The sequence below is a fragment of the Streptosporangium sp. G11 genome (assembly GCF_051192615.1).
GTDB lineage: Bacteria > Actinomycetota > Actinomycetes > Streptosporangiales > Streptosporangiaceae > Streptosporangium.
Map to the genome: position 1 here is coordinate 18,983 of NZ_JBPJUQ010000077.1, position 16,688 is coordinate 35,670.

Annotated in this window: 16 protein-coding genes and 2 pseudogenes; 9 read left to right on the top strand and 9 right to left on the bottom strand. The window is 70.7% G+C overall.

The window, feature by feature from the left end; translation table 11 throughout:
- Window positions 1–186: 186 nt before the first annotated feature.
- Window positions 187–603, bottom strand: coding sequence for a winged helix-turn-helix transcriptional regulator (locus ACSDR0_RS40825; RefSeq protein WP_435294323.1), 417 nt, complete (start codon window positions 601–603; stop codon window positions 187–189).
- A gap of 115 nt (window positions 604–718) precedes the next feature.
- Between ACSDR0_RS40825 and ACSDR0_RS40830 the strand changes: the two genes are divergently transcribed.
- Complete coding sequence (locus ACSDR0_RS40830; RefSeq protein ID WP_435294324.1) at window positions 719–1,576, top strand: SDR family oxidoreductase; 858 nt, start codon at window positions 719–721, stop codon at window positions 1,574–1,576.
- Between the two features lie 145 nt (window positions 1,577–1,721).
- Here ACSDR0_RS40830 and ACSDR0_RS40835 read toward each other — a convergent pair whose 3' ends face one another.
- The gene (locus tag ACSDR0_RS40835; protein ID WP_435294325.1) at window positions 1,722–3,179 is read right to left on the bottom strand and encodes a PLP-dependent aminotransferase family protein; all 1,458 of its coding nucleotides are present in this window, start codon (window positions 3,177–3,179) and stop codon (window positions 1,722–1,724) included.
- 47 nt (window positions 3,180–3,226) lie between these two features.
- Between ACSDR0_RS40835 and ACSDR0_RS40840 the strand changes: the two genes are divergently transcribed.
- Together ACSDR0_RS40840 and ACSDR0_RS40845 are read left to right on the top strand one after the other, a co-directional pair.
- Window positions 3,227–4,672: an MFS transporter gene (locus ACSDR0_RS40840; RefSeq protein WP_435294326.1), complete on the top strand. Its 1,446-nt coding sequence runs from the start codon at window positions 3,227–3,229 to the stop codon at window positions 4,670–4,672.
- A gap of 105 nt (window positions 4,673–4,777) precedes the next feature.
- A complete protein-coding gene (locus tag ACSDR0_RS40845) occupies window positions 4,778–5,359 on the top strand; it encodes a dihydrofolate reductase family protein (RefSeq protein ID WP_435294327.1) in 582 nt (193 codons plus the stop codon).
- A gap of 311 nt (window positions 5,360–5,670) precedes the next feature.
- Here the strand turns inward: ACSDR0_RS40845 and ACSDR0_RS40850 are convergent, their stop codons facing one another.
- Entirely contained in the window at window positions 5,671–6,261 is a 591-nt protein-coding gene (locus tag ACSDR0_RS40850) for a hypothetical protein (RefSeq protein ID WP_435294328.1), read from the bottom strand.
- 322 nt (window positions 6,262–6,583) lie between these two features.
- Between ACSDR0_RS40850 and ACSDR0_RS40855 the strand changes: the two genes are divergently transcribed.
- Entirely contained in the window at window positions 6,584–6,946 is a 363-nt protein-coding gene (locus ACSDR0_RS40855) for a hypothetical protein (protein ID WP_435294329.1), read from the top strand.
- Between the two features lie 22 nt (window positions 6,947–6,968).
- On the opposite strand, the gene ACSDR0_RS40860 is transcribed toward ACSDR0_RS40855, so the two are convergent.
- The 4 genes from ACSDR0_RS40860 to ACSDR0_RS40875 form a co-directional block, all read right to left on the bottom strand.
- Complete coding sequence (locus tag ACSDR0_RS40860; protein WP_435294330.1) at window positions 6,969–7,316, bottom strand: hypothetical protein; 348 nt, start codon at window positions 7,314–7,316, stop codon at window positions 6,969–6,971.
- A 90-nt stretch (window positions 7,317–7,406) separates the two neighbouring features.
- Entirely contained in the window at window positions 7,407–8,183 is a 777-nt protein-coding gene (locus ACSDR0_RS40865; protein ID WP_435294331.1) for an SRPBCC family protein, read from the bottom strand.
- Between the two features lie 48 nt (window positions 8,184–8,231).
- Complete coding sequence (locus ACSDR0_RS40870) at window positions 8,232–9,002, bottom strand: helix-turn-helix domain-containing protein (RefSeq protein WP_435294332.1); 771 nt, start codon at window positions 9,000–9,002, stop codon at window positions 8,232–8,234.
- A 100-nt stretch (window positions 9,003–9,102) separates the two neighbouring features.
- Entirely contained in the window at window positions 9,103–9,756 is a 654-nt protein-coding gene (locus ACSDR0_RS40875; RefSeq protein ID WP_435294338.1) for an ArsR/SmtB family transcription factor, read from the bottom strand.
- Window positions 9,757–9,888: 132 nt separating this feature from the next.
- Here ACSDR0_RS40875 and ACSDR0_RS40880 point away from each other — a divergent pair, with 132 nt between their 5' ends.
- The 4 genes from ACSDR0_RS40880 to ACSDR0_RS40895 all read left to right on the top strand — a co-directional run bounded on the left by ACSDR0_RS40880 (window position 9,889) and on the right by ACSDR0_RS40895 (window position 12,915).
- A complete protein-coding gene (locus ACSDR0_RS40880) occupies window positions 9,889–10,770 on the top strand; it encodes a cation diffusion facilitator family transporter (protein WP_435294333.1) in 882 nt (293 codons plus the stop codon).
- A gap of 274 nt (window positions 10,771–11,044) precedes the next feature.
- Complete coding sequence (locus ACSDR0_RS40885) at window positions 11,045–11,647, top strand: hypothetical protein (protein ID WP_435294334.1); 603 nt, start codon at window positions 11,045–11,047, stop codon at window positions 11,645–11,647.
- Window positions 11,648–11,721: 74 nt separating this feature from the next.
- On the top strand, window positions 11,722–11,949 hold the full coding sequence (locus tag ACSDR0_RS40890) for a hypothetical protein (protein ID WP_435294335.1): 228 nt from the start codon (window positions 11,722–11,724) through the stop codon (window positions 11,947–11,949).
- Window positions 11,950–12,297: 348 nt separating this feature from the next.
- A complete protein-coding gene (locus ACSDR0_RS40895) occupies window positions 12,298–12,915 on the top strand; it encodes a hypothetical protein (protein ID WP_435294336.1) in 618 nt (205 codons plus the stop codon).
- A gap of 705 nt (window positions 12,916–13,620) precedes the next feature.
- Here ACSDR0_RS40895 and ACSDR0_RS40900 read toward each other — a convergent pair.
- Both ACSDR0_RS40900 and ACSDR0_RS40905 read right to left on the bottom strand, forming a co-directional pair.
- A pseudogene (locus ACSDR0_RS40900) lies at window positions 13,621–14,739 on the bottom strand (recombinase family protein); the annotation flags it as partial.
- 381 nt (window positions 14,740–15,120) lie between these two features.
- Window positions 15,121–15,417 carry a hypothetical protein gene (locus ACSDR0_RS40905; RefSeq protein WP_435294337.1) on the bottom strand — a complete coding sequence of 99 codons (297 nt, stop codon included), beginning with the start codon at window positions 15,415–15,417 and terminating at the stop codon, window positions 15,121–15,123.
- Between the two features lie 170 nt (window positions 15,418–15,587).
- On the opposite strand from ACSDR0_RS40905, the pseudogene ACSDR0_RS40910 reads away from it, so the two are divergent.
- Window positions 15,588–16,585: pseudogene (locus ACSDR0_RS40910) on the top strand (IS5 family transposase).
- Window positions 16,586–16,688: the final 103 nt, after the last annotated feature.

Below are 16,688 nucleotides of genomic sequence, written 5' to 3' on the forward strand. Positions count from 1 at the left end.
CTTTCACCATGGAAGGATCGCCGACGCTCACGGGGATTTCGTCACCCGCGACCGTGATGCGCGGAACGCTAACGCCCCAGACCGACAAACCTGTACTCGGTGTCGCGCGGATCACCCGGCACGGCGCCGGAATCGCCACGCGGCGGACGGACACGACGCGGCGGACGGCGGCGGACCGTGGCGGACCTACGTCGTCAGGCGCTCGTTTCTGGCCTGGTCGTGGCGTGCGCGGGCCTCCATGACCGCGGGCATCTCGCCCTCCAGCCATTCGATGAGGTCGAGCAGCCGCCGGGCGGCCTGGGCGCCGAGCGGCGTGAGGCTGTACTCGACCTTCGGGGGAATGGTCGGCTCGGCCTCGCGGTGGACCAAGCCGTCGCGCTCCAGGGCCTGCAGGGTCTGGGCGAGCATCTTCTCGCTCACCCCGTCGACCCGGCGGCGCAGGGCGTTGAAGCGGTAGGTCCCCTCGTGGAGCGCGACCATGACCAGGATGCCCCAGCGGCCGGTCATGTGCTCCATCGTCTCGCGCGAGACGCATCCGCGCATGAAGACGTCGAAGGTGAGCTGGCTGAACTCGTCCAGCGGGGTCGCGGCCTGGTCGTCCATCCGTCCACTCTACTTTCTCGCCGCACCGCACAAAAGAAAGCACTAACTTTTAGTTGGCACTATAGATTAGTTAGTACTAACCTGTCGGCGACCCCTTCGAGCGAGGAGAAGCGAAATGATCGTTGTCACCGGTGCCACCGGTCAGCTCGGCCGCCTGGTGGTGGACGGCCTGCTGGAGAGCGTGCCCGCGGACCGCGTCGCGGCGGCCGTGAGGAATCCCGGCAAGGCCGCCGACCTGGCCGCGCGCGGCGTCGAGATCAGGGAGGCCGACTACGAGCGGCCGGAGACGCTCCAGCGGGCCTTCGCGCCGGGCGACACGGTCCTGCTCATCTCCGGCGACGCCGTCGGACGGCGCCTCGGGCAGCACCGAGCCGTGGTGGACGCGGCCAAGGCGGCCGGGGTCGCCCGCATCGCCTACACCAGCGTGCTGTACGCCGACACCACACCCCTGGCGCTGGCCGTCGACCACCGGGGCACCGAGGAGCACATCCGCGCCTCCGGAATCCCGTTCACCTTCCTGCGCAACGGCTTTTACACCGAGGTCTACGCGGCGTCCATCCTTCAGGGCGTCGAGCATGGCGCGATCCTCGGCTCCGCCGGTGACGGCCGCATCGCCAGCGCGTCCCGGGCCGACTTCGCGGCCGCGGCCGTCGCCGTGCTCACCGGCGAGGAGAACGGTGACAAGATCTACGAACTCTCCGGCGACACCGCGTGGAGCCTGCCCGAGCTGGCCGCCGAGGTGTCGGCGGCCTCCGGCAGGACCGTCGTCTACCGGGACCTCCCGCACGCCGACTACCGCCAGGTCCTGATCGACACGGGCCTGCCCGAGCCGGCGGCGACCATGTACGCCGACATCGACCTCGACGTCGTCCGGGGAGCCCTGTCCCCCACCCCGGGCGAGCTCAGCGCCCTCATCGGCCGCCCCACCACCCCGCTGCGCGAGTCGGTGGCCGCCATCCTGAAGGAGGCGTAACCTCCGCGACGAAGCCGCCGTCCCGTGACGAGGCCATCGTTCCGTGACGAAGCCGCCGGGTCGTGACGAGGCCGTCGTTCCGCGGCGGCCGTGAGCTCCCGCGAGGAGAGGAAGCGGCACCGGCGGGACCGGTGCCCCCGACGGTTCAGCCGCCCCGCAGCAGGTCCGCGACGGTGGCTATGCCGTCGGAGACGGCGTCCGGGGTCAGGTTGCCGAATCCGAGGACGAGCCGCGCGGGAGACGTCCCTCCTTCCGGGGGACCGAGGAGATAGCCGCTCATCCCGTAGAGCCCGACGGACCGGCGGCGGGCGGCCTCGACCACGGCACGCTCGTCCGCGCCCGGCGGCAGCAGGGCGACCGCGTGGAAACCGGCGGCCAGCCCGCGCAGCTCGACCTCGGGCGCGTGCCGCCCCAGCGCCTCGACGAGGGCCACGCGCCGGGCGGCGTAGCGCGGCCGCATGTGGCGCAGGTGGCGGTCGTAGTGGCCCGACCGCAGCAGGTCGGCGAGCGCGAGCTGGTCGAGGACCGGCGAGCCCCGGTCGGCGAGCCGCTTGCGGTGGGCGACGTCGGCGGACAGGCGGGGCGGGCAGAGGATCCACCCCAGCCGCAGAGCCGGGGCGAGCGACTTGCTGACCGAGCCGAGGAGCACCACCCGGTCGGGGGCGAGGCCCTGCAAGGCGCCGACCGGCTCTCGGTCGTAGCGGAACTCGGCGTCGTAGTCGTCCTCGACGATCGTCGCGTCGCGGGCGACGGCCCAGGCGATCAGCGCCTGCCTGCGGTCGGGGGCCAGTACGACACCGGTGGGCGACTGGTGGGCGGGGGTGAGCAGCACGGCACGCGCGCCGGTGGCCGCGAGCGCGCCGGTGTCGATACCGTGCTCGTCGACGGGCACCGCGACGATGTCGAGACCCAGCGTCGCGGCGACGGCGCGGTGGTCGGGATCGCCGGGATCCTCGACGGCCACGACGCGCACCCCCTCCCGCGCCAGAGCCCGCAGGACGAGCTGCAGCCCCTGCGCGTACCCCGCGCACACGACGGTGTGGGCCGCGTCGGCGGCGGCGCCGCGCACCCGGCGCAGGTAGGCGGCGAGCACCTCGCGCAGCACCGGGTCACCGTACGGGTCGCCGTAGCCGAACAGGTCACCGGGCGCGTCACGGCAGGCGCGCCGCAGAGCGCGGCTCCACCGCTCGCGGGGGAAGCTCGACAGGTCGGGCACACCGGGCCGAAAGTCGATCCTTACGGGCGCGGCGCTCCCGGCGGTTCCGGTGGGTGCGGCGCTCCCGGTGATTCCGGCGGACGTGGGCCGCGACGGCGTGGCCGCCGGTGGGCGGGCGGCGGCGGCCACGCGGGTGGCCGAGCCGCCGCGCGTGACGAGGTAGCCCTCAGCCTGCAGTTGCGCGTAGCACTCGGTCACCAGGCCACGGGAGACACCGAGGTCGCGGGCCAGGGCGCGCGAGGACGGGAGCCGCTCCCCGACGGCCAGCCGACCGGCGCGGATGCTCTCGCGCAGCGCGCGTTCGAGCTGCGCGCGCAGGGGTTCCGGCCGATCCCTGTCAACCCGCAACAGGAGTTCGGGCCCCGAACCGGTCCACTCGATCGGCATGAAACCGGACCTTACCGCCGAACCGGTTGCCGTCCTAGGGTCGGCCCATGGATCACCAGAAGAGCGCCGCCGGAGAGACTCCCGCGAACGCCGGAGAGGCCTGGGGAGACACCGGGGAGAAGCGGGAGCACGGCGGGAAGACCCGGGGATCCACCGAGGAGAGCCAGGGGGACGGCGGAGAGACCCGAAGATTCGACGAGGAGAACCGGGAGAACGGCGAGGAGGGCCAAGGGGACGGGGGAAAGACCCGAGAGAGCCAGAGGGACGGCGCCCGCATTCTGAACCGTCCGACGGTCCTGCTGCTGGCCGCCTCGCTCGGTGCCCTCGGCGGCTTCTACCTGCTGGGGCCCGTCGTCCCCCTGTACGCGGCCACGTCCGGCGCGGGCGGCGTGGGCGCGGGCCTGTCGACCGGCACCATGATGCTGGGGACCGTGCTGACGGAGTTCGCGGCGCCCGGCCTGCTGCGCGCGTACGGCTACCGGGTGGTCATGGGACTGGGCCTGCTCCTGCTCGGAGCACCCGCGCTCCTGCTGCCCGCGTCGGCGTCGATGCTCCCGGTGCTGGGGATCTGCCTGGCGCGAGGTGCCGGGCTCGGGCTCGTGGTGGTCGCCGGTGCCGCCCTGATCGCCGAACTGGTGCCGGCCGATCGTCGCGGCGAGGGGCTGGGACTGTACGGGGTGGCCGTCGGGATCCCCTCCATCGCGTGCCTGCCGCTGGGGCTCTGGCTGAGCGAGCACGTCGGTTACGGACCCGTCTTCGTCGCCGGGGCGGCGCTGTCGCTGCTCGCGCTGGCCGCCGTACCCGGCCTGCCCTCCCGGCGAGCGCGGACCGAGCGGCACGGCGAGGTGCGGGACGAGGTCCGGGACGAGAGCCACGGCGAGGTCCACGGCGGGACTCGGAGAGGAATCCTCGGTATCCTCCGCGATGGCGGGATCGCCAGGCCCGCGCTCGTCTTCGCCATGGTGACACCGGCGGCCGGTGTCCTGCTGACCTTCCTCCCGCTGGCCGTACCGGAGCGGTCACGCGGTCTGGTCGCGGTGGCCCTGCTCGTGCAGTCCTGCGCCACGCCGCTCGCGCGCTGGGCGGCGGGCCGGTACGGCGACCGCCACGGCTCCGCCCGCCTGCTGGTCCCCGCCGTCCTGGCCGCCGCTCTCGGCACCGCCGGGCTCGTCTGGGCGGACAGCCCCCTCGCGATGGTCGCCGGCATGGGGTTGTTCGGGGTGGGGTTCGGCATCGCCCAGAACGCGACCCTGGCGCTGATGTTCGAGCGCGCCCCCGAATCCGCCGTCGGCCAGGTGAGCGCGGCGTGGAACCTCGCCTACGACGCCGGGCTCGGCGCCGGCGCGGCCGGGTTCGGGCTCCTGGCCGGGCCGGTGGGCTACCCGGCGGGGTTCGCCGTCACCGCCGCCGTGCTGTTCGCCGCGCTCGTTCCCGCCCTGTACGACCGGGCGGCGCGTACCCCGGTGAGGGTGGCGGAGAACTCGACGGTCTGACCGGCGGCGGGGGGACGATGAGCTTTCCCGCCACCGGCCGCCGGAGACACACATCGAACGCCGGGGGTTTCGACCTCCAAGGCTCTGACAACGAGGAGGAATCTCGTGGGAACGGTTCTTTTGAACATCACGGTGTCGCTCGACGGCTTCGTCGCCGGGCCTGACGTCGGCGTCGAGCGCCCCATGGGCGAGGGAGGTGAGCGGCTCCACGAATGGCTGTTCAACGACGACGCCGACCGGGACGTGGACGCCGAGGTGCATCGGACCCTGTCCGCCTCGACGGGGGCCGTGGTGGTGGGCAGGCGGACCTTCGACGTGGGGGTGGGTCTGTGGAAGGACACCCCGTTCCCCGTACCGTGCTTCGTACTCACCCACGAGGACCGCGAGGAACTGTCCATGACGAGCGGAACCTTCACCTTCGTCTCCGACGGCCTCGAGAGCGCGATCCGGCAGGCGCGGAAGGCGGCGCACGAGAAGAACGTCCTCGTGATGGGCGGGGCGGACATCGCCGGACAGCTCGTGAGAGCCGGGCTCGTGGACGAGATCCAGCTCCAGCTGGCACCGGTACTGCTCGGGGCGGGTACCCGGCTCTTCGACCACCTGGACGGCCACCGCGTGGAGCTGGAAAGGACCAGCCTGGCCGGGTCCCCGCGCGTCACGCATCTACGTTTCCGGGTGGTGGGATAGCGGTATCTCGTCAGATCTGTTCTGGTCGAGGTCGCCCAGGGTGGCCGTGGCCAGGCAGGTCGTCGTCGGGTGTCTCTCGCGCCACTCGAACGGGCCTGCCGGCCCGCTCACCGTTGGACGGAGCGACCGGGCCCTTCGGCACGATGATCGTGATGTCGAAGGGCCCGGTCGGCCGGACGGTCGCCGGCCGGGTAGCGCGTCCTGGCGCCATCGGGCTCGCGGACGACGAACGCGCCGTCGTCCGCCGGGACCGTACGCGGCCGCTTGTCTCTCGGCGGGCCGCGCCTTCCGTGGCTCGGCCACACCCTCTGTCAAACGCTGGAGGTTCGGAGGGTGGCGGTTTCCTCCTGGGCGGTCCAGAGCCGTGCGGACATCCATGCGATGCCCACGGCCGCGATCACCAGACCTGCCAGATAGACCGGTACGGGCACCAGGTTCCTGAGCGAGCCGGGGATCATGCCCGCGGCGTAGAACGCGATCGCGACGGCCGGGAGGGCGCCCGAGCGCAGGGCCGCGACGCTGAAGGTCAGGACTCCTGCGATCAGGACGACCGAGGTGACGAGGAACGCCCGTCCGGTGCCCCCGGACAGCAGCCCGTCGATCGTGGACCTGCCCAGCAGCGGAAAGACGTAGTGCAGCGTGTACTCGATCGCGAACGCCCCGGCCAAGCCGGCCGAGTTGAGCAGGTAGCCGATGAGGCCGAGCCTGCCCGCCGTACCGCGTATCAGCAAGTAGAGGCCGGTGATCGCGAGTAAGCCGGCGAGCGCGCCGAACGGTGCGATGGCGTGGGTGACCGTGGTCTCCGGCAGCACGCCCGCGCGGCGCAGGATGTTGAACAGCAGCAGCACGGCGCAGACGAGGCCGGCCGCCGCGGTGGCCCGGTAGAGAGCCGATTGACGCATGGGGACACTCCATTCCTGTCGGTCATAACGCTCGTTATCGTGCGCGTTATCGGCCACCAAGTTGAGTGGGTACGCGGAGACGTAAGCACCTCGAAAGAACTGGGCCGACTACGCCGCGAACCGCTCTAGGCGGGCATGCGGAGGAATGAGGTCATTCGCAGGCCATCGCCGACACACTCCTGGTTACGCCGGCGAACAGTCCGAAGAGATACCGATGTAGTACCAGTCTCCGAGATAATCTGGACTGCTCTTTCAGAGCCGTATAAAAGCGGCGGAGTTGTGCGCGTGATTCGCAGTGGAAATCGCCGGCCCAGGAAGTGACGTGATCCGCGACGCGTTGGCGGCGGCGGACTCCGGGCTCATCACCACAGAGCTGGGGAAACAGCTGCGAGAGCTCGCCCTTCGAAGCGGGCGACACGATCTTCCGGGCACCTCCTCCGATCAAACCGCGGCGTTGCACGCCCTGCTGGGCACGCTCGACCCGAACGAAGGGCAGGCCGCCGACCTGCGTCTCACTGGGCCTCGCGAGTTGAAAGCGGCAACCCCGACCGGCGAGCTCGTCCGGCGGTATCGCAAGCACGTGCGGAACATCTCTGATCACAGAGGCTTTTCACAATGGCCCGGTACCGCATCGGTAGCTCTTCGAACTGTTCACGACGATTCAGGCGATCGTCCGCCCCGCTGATCTACATCGAATCACCCTCACCTCAGGGCAGCTCGCGGCGCACCAGCGCCTGAGCGAACGGCTCCCCGGTGGTCCGGGCGTACGCCATCCGCGCTCGCACCTCGCCGGGCGTGCGCGGGCGATAGCCGGGACCACCACAGCAACTCTTGTGGAAGCGGACACCCGCGTGCAGCAACAGCGAGAGTGTCCGCCAGCCCGCGACGTCCCTCCGGCGCGGCGCCGCGAAGGCGGAACCGACGTGGATCAGCGGCTCGGCGCAGCGCGGGCAGGGCCGGTCGCGGTGGCCCGGACCGGGGCCGGAGCCGGGGTGGGGCTGCTTGTACGAGGCCCGGCAGGGCAGGCAGACGTAGGAGGTCTTCGCATGGGCCATGCGGCCAGGGTAGGCCCGCGCGAAGACCAAGGTCGACAGGGTTTTCGCCCCACCCGGCAAGATCCACGAGACAGATCCTCATAGGGCGGCCTACGCGTTCGGGGCCCGCTCCGCGCCGGCGGGGTCTCCCTGGCCGTTCGCGGGGGCCTCCGAGAAGACACGTCCCCACCACGCGTTCCAGCGGGATTCGAGGTCGGCGAACGCGGTGTCGTCGAGGCCGTACGTGGTGAGCACCATCATGGCGGTGCCCCTCGGGTTGGCGGGCGAGGGCGGATTCTGGACCGCGACCAACAGGCCGTCGCCCCAGCCCTCGACGGTGAGGCCGACCTGGTTGGCCGAGCGGAACCGGATCTCGCCGCGCAGCGTCTCCCCGGCTGGGGCCTCCAGCTCGTACGGGCTCCCCGGGGACAGCCCGGCCACCGCCGCGAGGCCGGTGGCCTCCGGCACCGGCACCGGCACCGGCACCGGCGCCGACGGGCCGGAGAGGAAGACCGTGCGCCGGTCGGCGCCCGGGTGTCGTTCCAGGGCGAACGCGAGCTGGTGGACGAAGGTGATCCAGCCCTCGGTGATGTCGTCGTAGTAGGCGTCCCAGTCGGGGTCGCCGCCGCGCGGGGCACGGGTCACCCGCAGGCGCGTACGGCCGCCGAGGTCGGCCAGCTCGAACAGGTCGCCGCCCTGGATCTCCAGCCGGTGCTCGGCGGACGACTCCACGACGTTCTGGTAGTAGATGACCTCGATCTCCTTGTCGAGGCCGTCGAAGTGCCAGCCGTGCCAGCGCCGGATCAGCTCGGGGTCGCGCAGCGCGCTCCACACGTCGCCGACGGGCGCGGCGATGGTGACCTCGAGGAAGAACGGCTCATCTGTCATGGGATGCCTCCAGCGTGGGAACCCCGGGGCCTGGCCCCGGGAAGAACGTCAACCGCCGTTTTCCGGCGCCCCGGAGGCCGGGTGACCATCGGTTTCCGGCGCCCCGGAGCTCGGATGTCCGCCGGTTCCCGGCGCGACGGGAGCCGGGTGTTCACCGGTGCCTCGCGGACCGGGAGCCGGATGTCCACCGGCGACGAGACGGTAGGGCCGCCCTCCGGGGGTGTCGAAGCGGGCCGCGACCTGCGAGAGGGCGTCGGCGAGCGCGTCGGTGAAGTCGTGCACGTCGCCGGGCTCGGCGAAGCGCACCCGTGCCTCAAGGGTGAACGTCAGCAGCCGGACACCCTGCCGGTCGGCGGCGGCGGCCATGCGGGTGACGTCGCGCACGGTGTCGGCGGCCACCTCGACGAGGTGCTCGGCGGCGTACTGGTCGGCGACACGACGAAACCCCTCGGCCACCTCCGCGGCCCCGGTGGCCCCGCCGCCGTCACCGGCTTCCCCGGCCCTGTCGCCTTCGTCCGCCTGCGCGAGCACGCCGGGATCGACGAGGAAGGCGTTCGCGGTGACCCTCATGACGCGCTCGACGAAACCACGTCGCGGGCGCTCCTCCACCAGCTCGATCAGCCCGGCCTCCTCCAGCACCCTGAGGTGGTATCCGACCCGCTGGCGCGGCAGGTCGAACTCGGCCGCGAGCTGGACCGCGGAGGCGGGCTCGCGCAGGCGGCCGAGAAGCCGGCGGCGGATCGGGGTGAGCGCCACACGCAGACGGTCGGGCTCGTCCATGAGGGTCATCTCGGTCGTGGGCACACCCCATGAAAGCATTAGACAAATTAATCTGTCAATTGACATCACGGCCGGACGCGACCAGACGCACCGCCGACCAAGCGGCCACCATTTGGCGCGCACAGGTCGAGTGCTCGTGTCAGTCGTGGCGCGGGATGCCGGAGACCTCGTGATCGGCGTGGAACAGGGCCTCGCCGATGAGCGCGCGGACGTGGGCGTCACGGGCCCGGTAGACCACGCGGCGGCCGTCCCTGCGAGTGCGCACCAGCCCGGCGAGGCGGAGTTTAGCCAGGTGCTGGGAGACCGAGGGGCGCGCGACCCCGATGGCCTCGGCGAGCGAGCCGACGTCGTACTCCCCCGACGACAGCAGCCACATCAGGCGCAGCCTGGTGGCGTCGCTGAGCATCCGGAAGGCCCCGATGGCGGCCTCCACCTGGGCGCCGGTGGGTTGCTCCTGCGACGGGTTGGCACCTGATTCATTGTCGCGTGCATACATGACTACATATACTCCGGGAAAAGGGCACAGGTCGCAAACGAGGTAACCATGTCCGAGCAGCAGGATGCCGGTTCTCCGTTCCCCCACGGGCCCACCGGCACCGATTCTCCCCACGGTCAGGGCCACGAGGCCGTACACGAGCACGCGCCCGCCCATGAAAACGGACACGGCCATGGGCACGGACATGGTCACGGTCACGAGAACGGGCAAGGCGACGACCCCGAGCCTCGGGAACACGGCCACAGCCATGATCACGAGCATGATCACGAGCATGATCACGAGCATGATCACGAGCATGGCCACGGGCGGCAGGCGCCCGCCGGACGCCGGTTAGGGAAACTGCTGTCACGAGCCGGCCACGCCCTCACCCCGCACAGCCACGACAGCGCGAGCAAGACCGACACCGCCCTGGAGTCCAGCAGTCGCGGGATGCGCGTGCTGGCCGTCTCCTTCGCCGTGCTCATGGTGACCGCCGCCGTCCAGGCGGTGGTCGTGGTCTTCTCCGGCTCGGTCGCCCTCCTCGGTGACACGCTGCACAACGTCGCCGACGCGCTGACCGCGCTCCCCCTGGCGATCGCCTTCTCCCTCGGGCGCCGGGCGGCCACCCGCAGGTTCACCTACGGCTACGGCAGGGCCGAGGATCTGGCCGGGATCGCCATCGTCCTCGTCATCGCCGCCTCCGCCGCGCTCGCCGGGTACGAGGCCGCGCGGCGCCTGGTCGACCCCCAGGAGGTGAGGGCGCTCGGCTGGGTCGCCGCGGCGGCCGTGATCGGTTTCGCGGGCAACGAGTGGGTGGCCCGCTACCGGATCAGGGTCGGCCGCCGGATCGGGTCGGCCGCGCTGGTCGCCGACGGCCTGCACGCCCGCACCGACGCCCTCACCTCGCTGGCGGTGCTGCTCGGCGCGGGCGGCTCGGCACTGGGTCACCCGATCGCCGACCCGATCGTCGGCCTGCTGATCACGGTGGCCATCTGCTTCGTCCTCAGGGACGCGGCTCGCGAGATCTACCACCGGCTGATGGACGCCGTCGATCCCGCCCTGGTCGACCACGCGGAGCGGATCCTGGCCGCCACCCGCGGTGTGCGGCGGGTGGGATCGGTGCGGCTGCGCTGGGTGGGCCACACGCTGCGCGCCGAGGTGGACATCGTGGTCGGCGACGACCTGTCGCTGCTCCAGGCACACGCGGTGGCGGTGGAGGCCGAGCACCGGCTGATCCATCACCTGCCCCGCCTGAGTGCCGCCACCGTGCACGCCGACCCGGACGGCCGGGAAGGCGCCGACCACCACGCCATCCTGGCCGGACACCGGTAGGGCGGATCGCAGGGGAAAGGCCGCGAGACCGCCGTACGGACGCCCCGCCCCGGAACCGCGCCCGCGAACCGGGAGACGGAGCCGGGGAGAGGGCACACGACCGGGCCACGCGCGGACGGCCCCGGCGGACACGTACCCGCACGGGCCGGGGTGCGGGAGAGGTAGTCTCGCATGATCACCGTCGCAGCCCGCGAAACAGACCGGATCGGCCCGGCCCGGCCCGGCCCGCAAGCCGTGGCGGATCGCCCCCCCCGATCCAGGAGAAGCGGCTGCGTTGGCCGACCACAGCAGAGGACGTCCCGGCTGGCTGCACGTCGGCCCACTGGAGGCGCGGTTGACGCGCACCTGGGAACCTGGCACGTTCCCACCGGCGGAAACGCTCCTCGCGATACTGACGCTGGCGGCCGTGCCGCAGGCTCTCGCCACCCGCCTGACCACCCACCTGAGCGGCGGCATCGTGGTGGGCCCCGGGTCGGTGCCCGACCTTCCCGGTTTCGAATGGCTGCGCGGCGTCGCGCTGCCCCTGCAGGCGGGCCTCTGGGAGCGCAGCGCGGGTGTCTACGACCCCCGGCAGCGGCGGATCGGGGTGGGGAGCACCCCTTCGCCCTCGGTGTCGGTGTGCGGGCACGAGATCGGCCACGCCACCGACCACATGGACCGGCTGCCCTCGCACTCTCCGTTCTGGACCGGCCTGCACGCTCGCGTCCGCGACCGTCTTCGGCCGCCCTACCGCGACGACGTCACCGAGCTGTTCGCCGAGTCCTTCGCCTGCGTGCTCACCCGGAGGGCGACCCGGCTGCTCGACCTGATCGGTGAGGAGGCGGAGGCCGAACAGGTGTACCACCGGCTGGCCGGGCACTACGGCATCGGCGGATGATCGTGGGCGTGCCACGACCCCCGGAGCTATGCTGGGCGAACAGCGGTCAGGAGAGACGACGGAAAGGCCACGCCATGAACGTGACCATGCTGCCGGGGGGCACCCTCCGCGTCCCCGCGACGACCACTCTGGACAACGGCACCAAGGTCGACGGCACCCGCGACATCGGCCGCGACGACCCCGAATACTCCGCGTGGCTGCCCCTGGCGCAGGACGAGGACGAGCAGCGCCGCCGCGACGTCGAGGAGCGCGACTCCGACCGTGAGATCCTGACCCGCTGGCGCACCCGCCGGAGCGCGTGACCTCGTTCTCCGGTCACCCGTCCGGAGCACCGCGTACCCGTGTCCTTCCTCCCATTGGGCCGAGACCTGCCCTGATCCCGCCGCGGGACTCCCCGCCGAAATCCGATTTCGGCTCCACGTGAACCTTTCTCGCGTCCACCACGTCTCACCGGGTGAGGCTTCCACCGGCGTGCGGCCGGTCCGGGAGCCTCGCGCCTTCCTCCGGCGCGTCACCGCCCCCGGTGAGGGGCGGTGATCGGGGAAACCCGCCCCCTCGCGGACGAGTTCCCGAGTGCCGAGCGGACCGGTGTGGCGCCCCCTGCCCGCCTCCCTCGGATGCCGGGCGGACCCGCGTGGCACCCTCCTGAGATGCTTGACGGCGTGGTCCACCCGCTTCCTCGCCCCGCGTGCGAGCCGGTCCCGGCGCCTCCCCGTGACGCCGGTGTGAACGGCCACGTGTCGCGGATCTCGCGCTGGTTGCGCGCCCGCCCCGCCCGTGCGGGCCGTACCCGCGTCCTGGCGGTCGAGGGGCGCTCGGGGTCGGGCAAGTCCACCCTCGCCGTCGCCGTGGCCGCGGAGCTGGCCGCGCCCCTCGTACGGATGGACGATCTCTATCCGGGGTGGGACGGCCTGCTGGGAGGGGTCGACGCGCTGGTCGAGTGGATCCTGCGACCGCTGAGCCTGGACCGGCCGGCGCGGTGGCGGCGCTACGACTGGACGGACGGCGCCTACGCCGAGTGGCACGAGGTCCCGGGCGAGGGGATCCTGGTCCTCGACGGCACCGGCTCCGGTGCCCTCGCCGCCGCCCCGTACCTGAGCGGTCTGCTGTGGCTGGAGGCGGACGACGAGGTACGCAGGGCCCGCGCGCTGGAGCGCGACGGCGATCTCTACGCCCCGCACTGGAACCGCTGGGCGGCTCAGGAGGAGCGTTTCCACGCCCGCGACGACGTCCGCGCCCGTGCGGACCTGACGATCACCACCACCTGAGACCCAGGGGGCACGCGGAGAAACGTGCCCGGGACGGCCGGGATCGGGAAGGCCGTCCGGAGTCAGCGGCGCGGGACGGCGGCGACGCCCTCGACCTCGATGACGAGACCGGGGGCGGCGAGCGCGGCGACCACGATCAGCGAGTGCGCGGGCCAGTCCCCCCTCGGACACGTTCGATTCGCCCATGAGGTCCTGGTCAGACGTAGAGCTGACCAGGACTCTTCGTTTGCTGGGGTGGTAGGTCAGCCGAACGCCGAGCCCGGCGTACAGCCGGGCCTTCCTGACCGGCTCAGCCTTTCCCAGAAGTCGTACTGCGTCACCCATGGTGTTCATCACCTTCGCAAGGTCGTCTCGGGTGAGCTGCCGCCTGCGGTTCGGTTCACGGCGTAGCTGTGCTTCGGCTCGGATCTTCTTGGCTTGTTCCTCTCGGATCCAGCTGGCGACCACGGCAGGGTCCGCGCCCGCCTCCAGCGCGGCGCGATGCTGGGCGAGCTTTCGATCACATTCAGCCAGTTGACGCCGCGCCACGGCGAGACTCTCATGCTCCGACGGCTCGATCCGCTGGGCTTCGACCAGAAGGTCGAGCGTCTCATCGACTCGGTGAGGAACGAACAACCTCCCCAGCCAGCGATCAAGCTTCGAAACGATCGCGTCCTCTCGAATGTAGACGTTGCGAGGGTGCATGACCCGATTCGCCAGGGCGTACTCCTCGGGAAAGCGGCACCGGTAGTACGGCGCCTCGTTGGACCAGTTGCCCTGCATCCGTCGATCACATACCCCGCAGAAGAGCAGCCCTCGGAGGATGTACGTGTGGCTCGCGGCCTTGAGGCGGCGGCCGGTCTGCCGCCCACCGCGCCCGGCGAGCAACTCTTGGACGACCTCGAAGTCCTCTGCGGTCACGATCGGCGGTTGCGCGATCTCATCGGACCACACCCACTCCTCGCGCGTGTTCCAGCGGAGCTTGGTGGCGTGGCCGAGGCCGACGTCGTCAACGTCGATAAGGACCTCGTCCTTTCGCTGCCGGTTCCAGACCTGGCGGCCGGTGTAGCGAGGATTGGTGATGATGGCCCGTATTGCGCTCTTGGACCATGCGATCCCGGATCTGTGGCGGTTGCGGCCCGGGTCGTGGGCCGAAGGGCAGGGAATGCCATCGGCGCTCAGACGTTCGGCGATGGCGTAGAGACCACGGCCTTCCAGGAACTCACCAAAGATCCGGGCCACGACGGCAGCGGCGAACTCGTCGAGTTCCAATCGGTGCTGCCGCTTGCCTTCGGCCGCCTTGGCGGGATTGGGATGGGGGCCGGCATCAGCCAAGCGATAGCCGTACGGCGGCCTGCCCCCGAGGAAGCGGCCTTCCACCTGGGCTTGGGCCTTCATGGCGCTGCGCACGCGGATCTTGATGCGATTGCGCTCGCCCTTGCTCATCCCGGCGAACACGCTCATGACGAGGTCATGGGCCTCGTTGTTCGGGTCGATGGGGCCGCCCACCTCGGGCACCCAGAGCGGAACCCTGAAGTGCTCGAAGACGGGAAAGGTCAGGCCGTACTGGTTGCCGTAGAAGGCTCGTTGCGGCTCGCCGATCACCACCGCGTCGAAGCCGCGGTCGGGGTTGCGTAATTCGGCGAGCAGCGCCGCCGCGTGCGGGCGGCGCTGCCAGGGGATTGAGCGGGACTTGTCGACGTCGAAGAACTCGGTGACGATCACGCCCCCGCGCGACTCGATGAGCGCGCGGGAGCGGGTGATCTGCCAGCCTCGCGAGGACTGGGGATCCTGCTTGTCCTCGGTAGAGACCCGGCCGTAGAAGGCGAAGCGGATGGTGTTCATGGGTCCTATGCGGCGTTGGGGCGGTTGACAAGCATGGCTTGGTGAGCCTCCAGCAGGATGGCGAGCAGTTCCGTGGCGGCGCTAGGCGTCAGGCGGGGCGGTCCACTTGGTAAGACGATGTGCGGAGTCCGCTGTTTACGAGTGGTGGATGCGGTCATGATGAGAGGCGCTCCTATGCGTTCGTTGCTGACGAGTAGGGGTACGGCCCCGGCGACGTGCTTGGCGGTACTGGAGTCGGGGCCGCTTTGCCGCCGTACCTTGGCGTAGATCCGCACGTTGCGGCTGGCACCTCGGCAGGGCGGCGGGTCGGATGTTTCCGTGACGTCGAAAGCGCAGGCTGTCTGCGGTGTCTTCTCAAGCAGGACGGTGCTTTGCGTCTGGTCATGACGCAGGTCTCTTAGCCACGAGTGGGTGGCACGCCGGGCAGCGCGCCACAGTGTTGTCGCTAAGTTCCATCTGCCGGGTGCGCTCGTCGCAGTGACCGCACCAGTCTGGGGCGATTCTCAGCGACGGACTGGGCTCGACGCCCTCGACCGCAGGCAGGAACCTGTCGGGGTCTTCCTCGATTGCCTTGGCCACGTAGCGACTGCGGTACTTGACGGACCGGCCATCGAGGATCGCGTGGCGGATCGCGGCCGCGTCGAGGAGGCGGATCTCGCGGCCGGTCAACTCAGCCAAGAGCTGGACGATACCGCGATCGATGGCGTCGTCGTCGTTCGCCCAGGCACGCGCGTTACGACGAGAAGATGACTGATTGTCTGCATCTTCTTCCGTCCTAGGGCCTGTACGAGGTTGAGATCAGCGGGTTTTGCCTGCGCGGTGCTTTGCCGCCCTGGTAGGCCATGGCCATGGCGCGTGGAGAGCTCACCGATGACGAATGGTCCTTGATCGATCCTCATCTGCCCTTGGGTGAGCGCGGTCCGATTCCGGACCTGCGGCAGCAGTTCAATGCGGTGATGTGGCGGTTTCGTACCGGCAGCCCGTGGCGGGATCTGCCCCAGGAGTACGGACCGTGGTCCACGGTCTACGACCGCTTCCGGTCGTGGGCGGCGACGGGCGTCTTCGAAGAGCTGATGCAGGCGATGATCGCTGAGGCCGCTGCCCGCGGGCAGGCCGACCTCGACCTGGTCAGCGTGGACTCCACTACGGTCCGCGCCCACCACCACGCCGCCGGGATGATCATGGATCCCGAGCTGCTGGAGGCGCTGGAGAAGGCCGCCGAACAGGAAAAGGGGCTACGCCAAAGGGGCAAAACCCCCAAGACGGCGAACCCGGTGAACCCGGTGACGATGGGAAACGCGAAGACGACCGCCGGCGGTTACGACGGCGGCGCCGAATACGGCTGACGGCAGCCGGGCTGGGCCGCTCCCGGGGTGGGCTGACCGGCAAGATCCACCTGTCGGCCGACCGGCGATGTCGTCCGCTGTCCTTCGTGTTGACCCCGGGGCAAGCCGGAGACAGCCCGCAGTTTCGCACCGTCCTGGCTCGTATCAAGGTCCGGCTGCCTGTCGGCCGCCCGCGCACCCGCCCTGCCGCGGTGGCCGCCGACAAGGCCTACTCCTCCCGCGGCAACCGCCTCTATCTGCGTCGACGCCACATCAAGGCCGTCATCCCGGAAAAGAGCGACCAGGCGGCCCACCGTAAGAACCGCGGTTCCCATGGTGGCCGCCCGGTCAGTCATGATCCAGAGCTGTATAAGCAGCGCAACACGGCCGAACGCTGCATCAATCGAATCAAGCAGTGGCGCGGGCTGGCCTTCCGCTTCGACAAGACCCCCGAAAGCTACCTCGCGGGCCTTCATCTACGCGGAGCCATCTTGTGGCTCCGAAGCCTTCAACCCATCTAAAGATCCGAAGTCCGTACAGGCCCTAGTACTGCAACGGCGCTTGCGCGGATAGATCGGTTTGCCGATCATTTATGTCTCGTGACGGTTGTAGATCTTGAGGCGT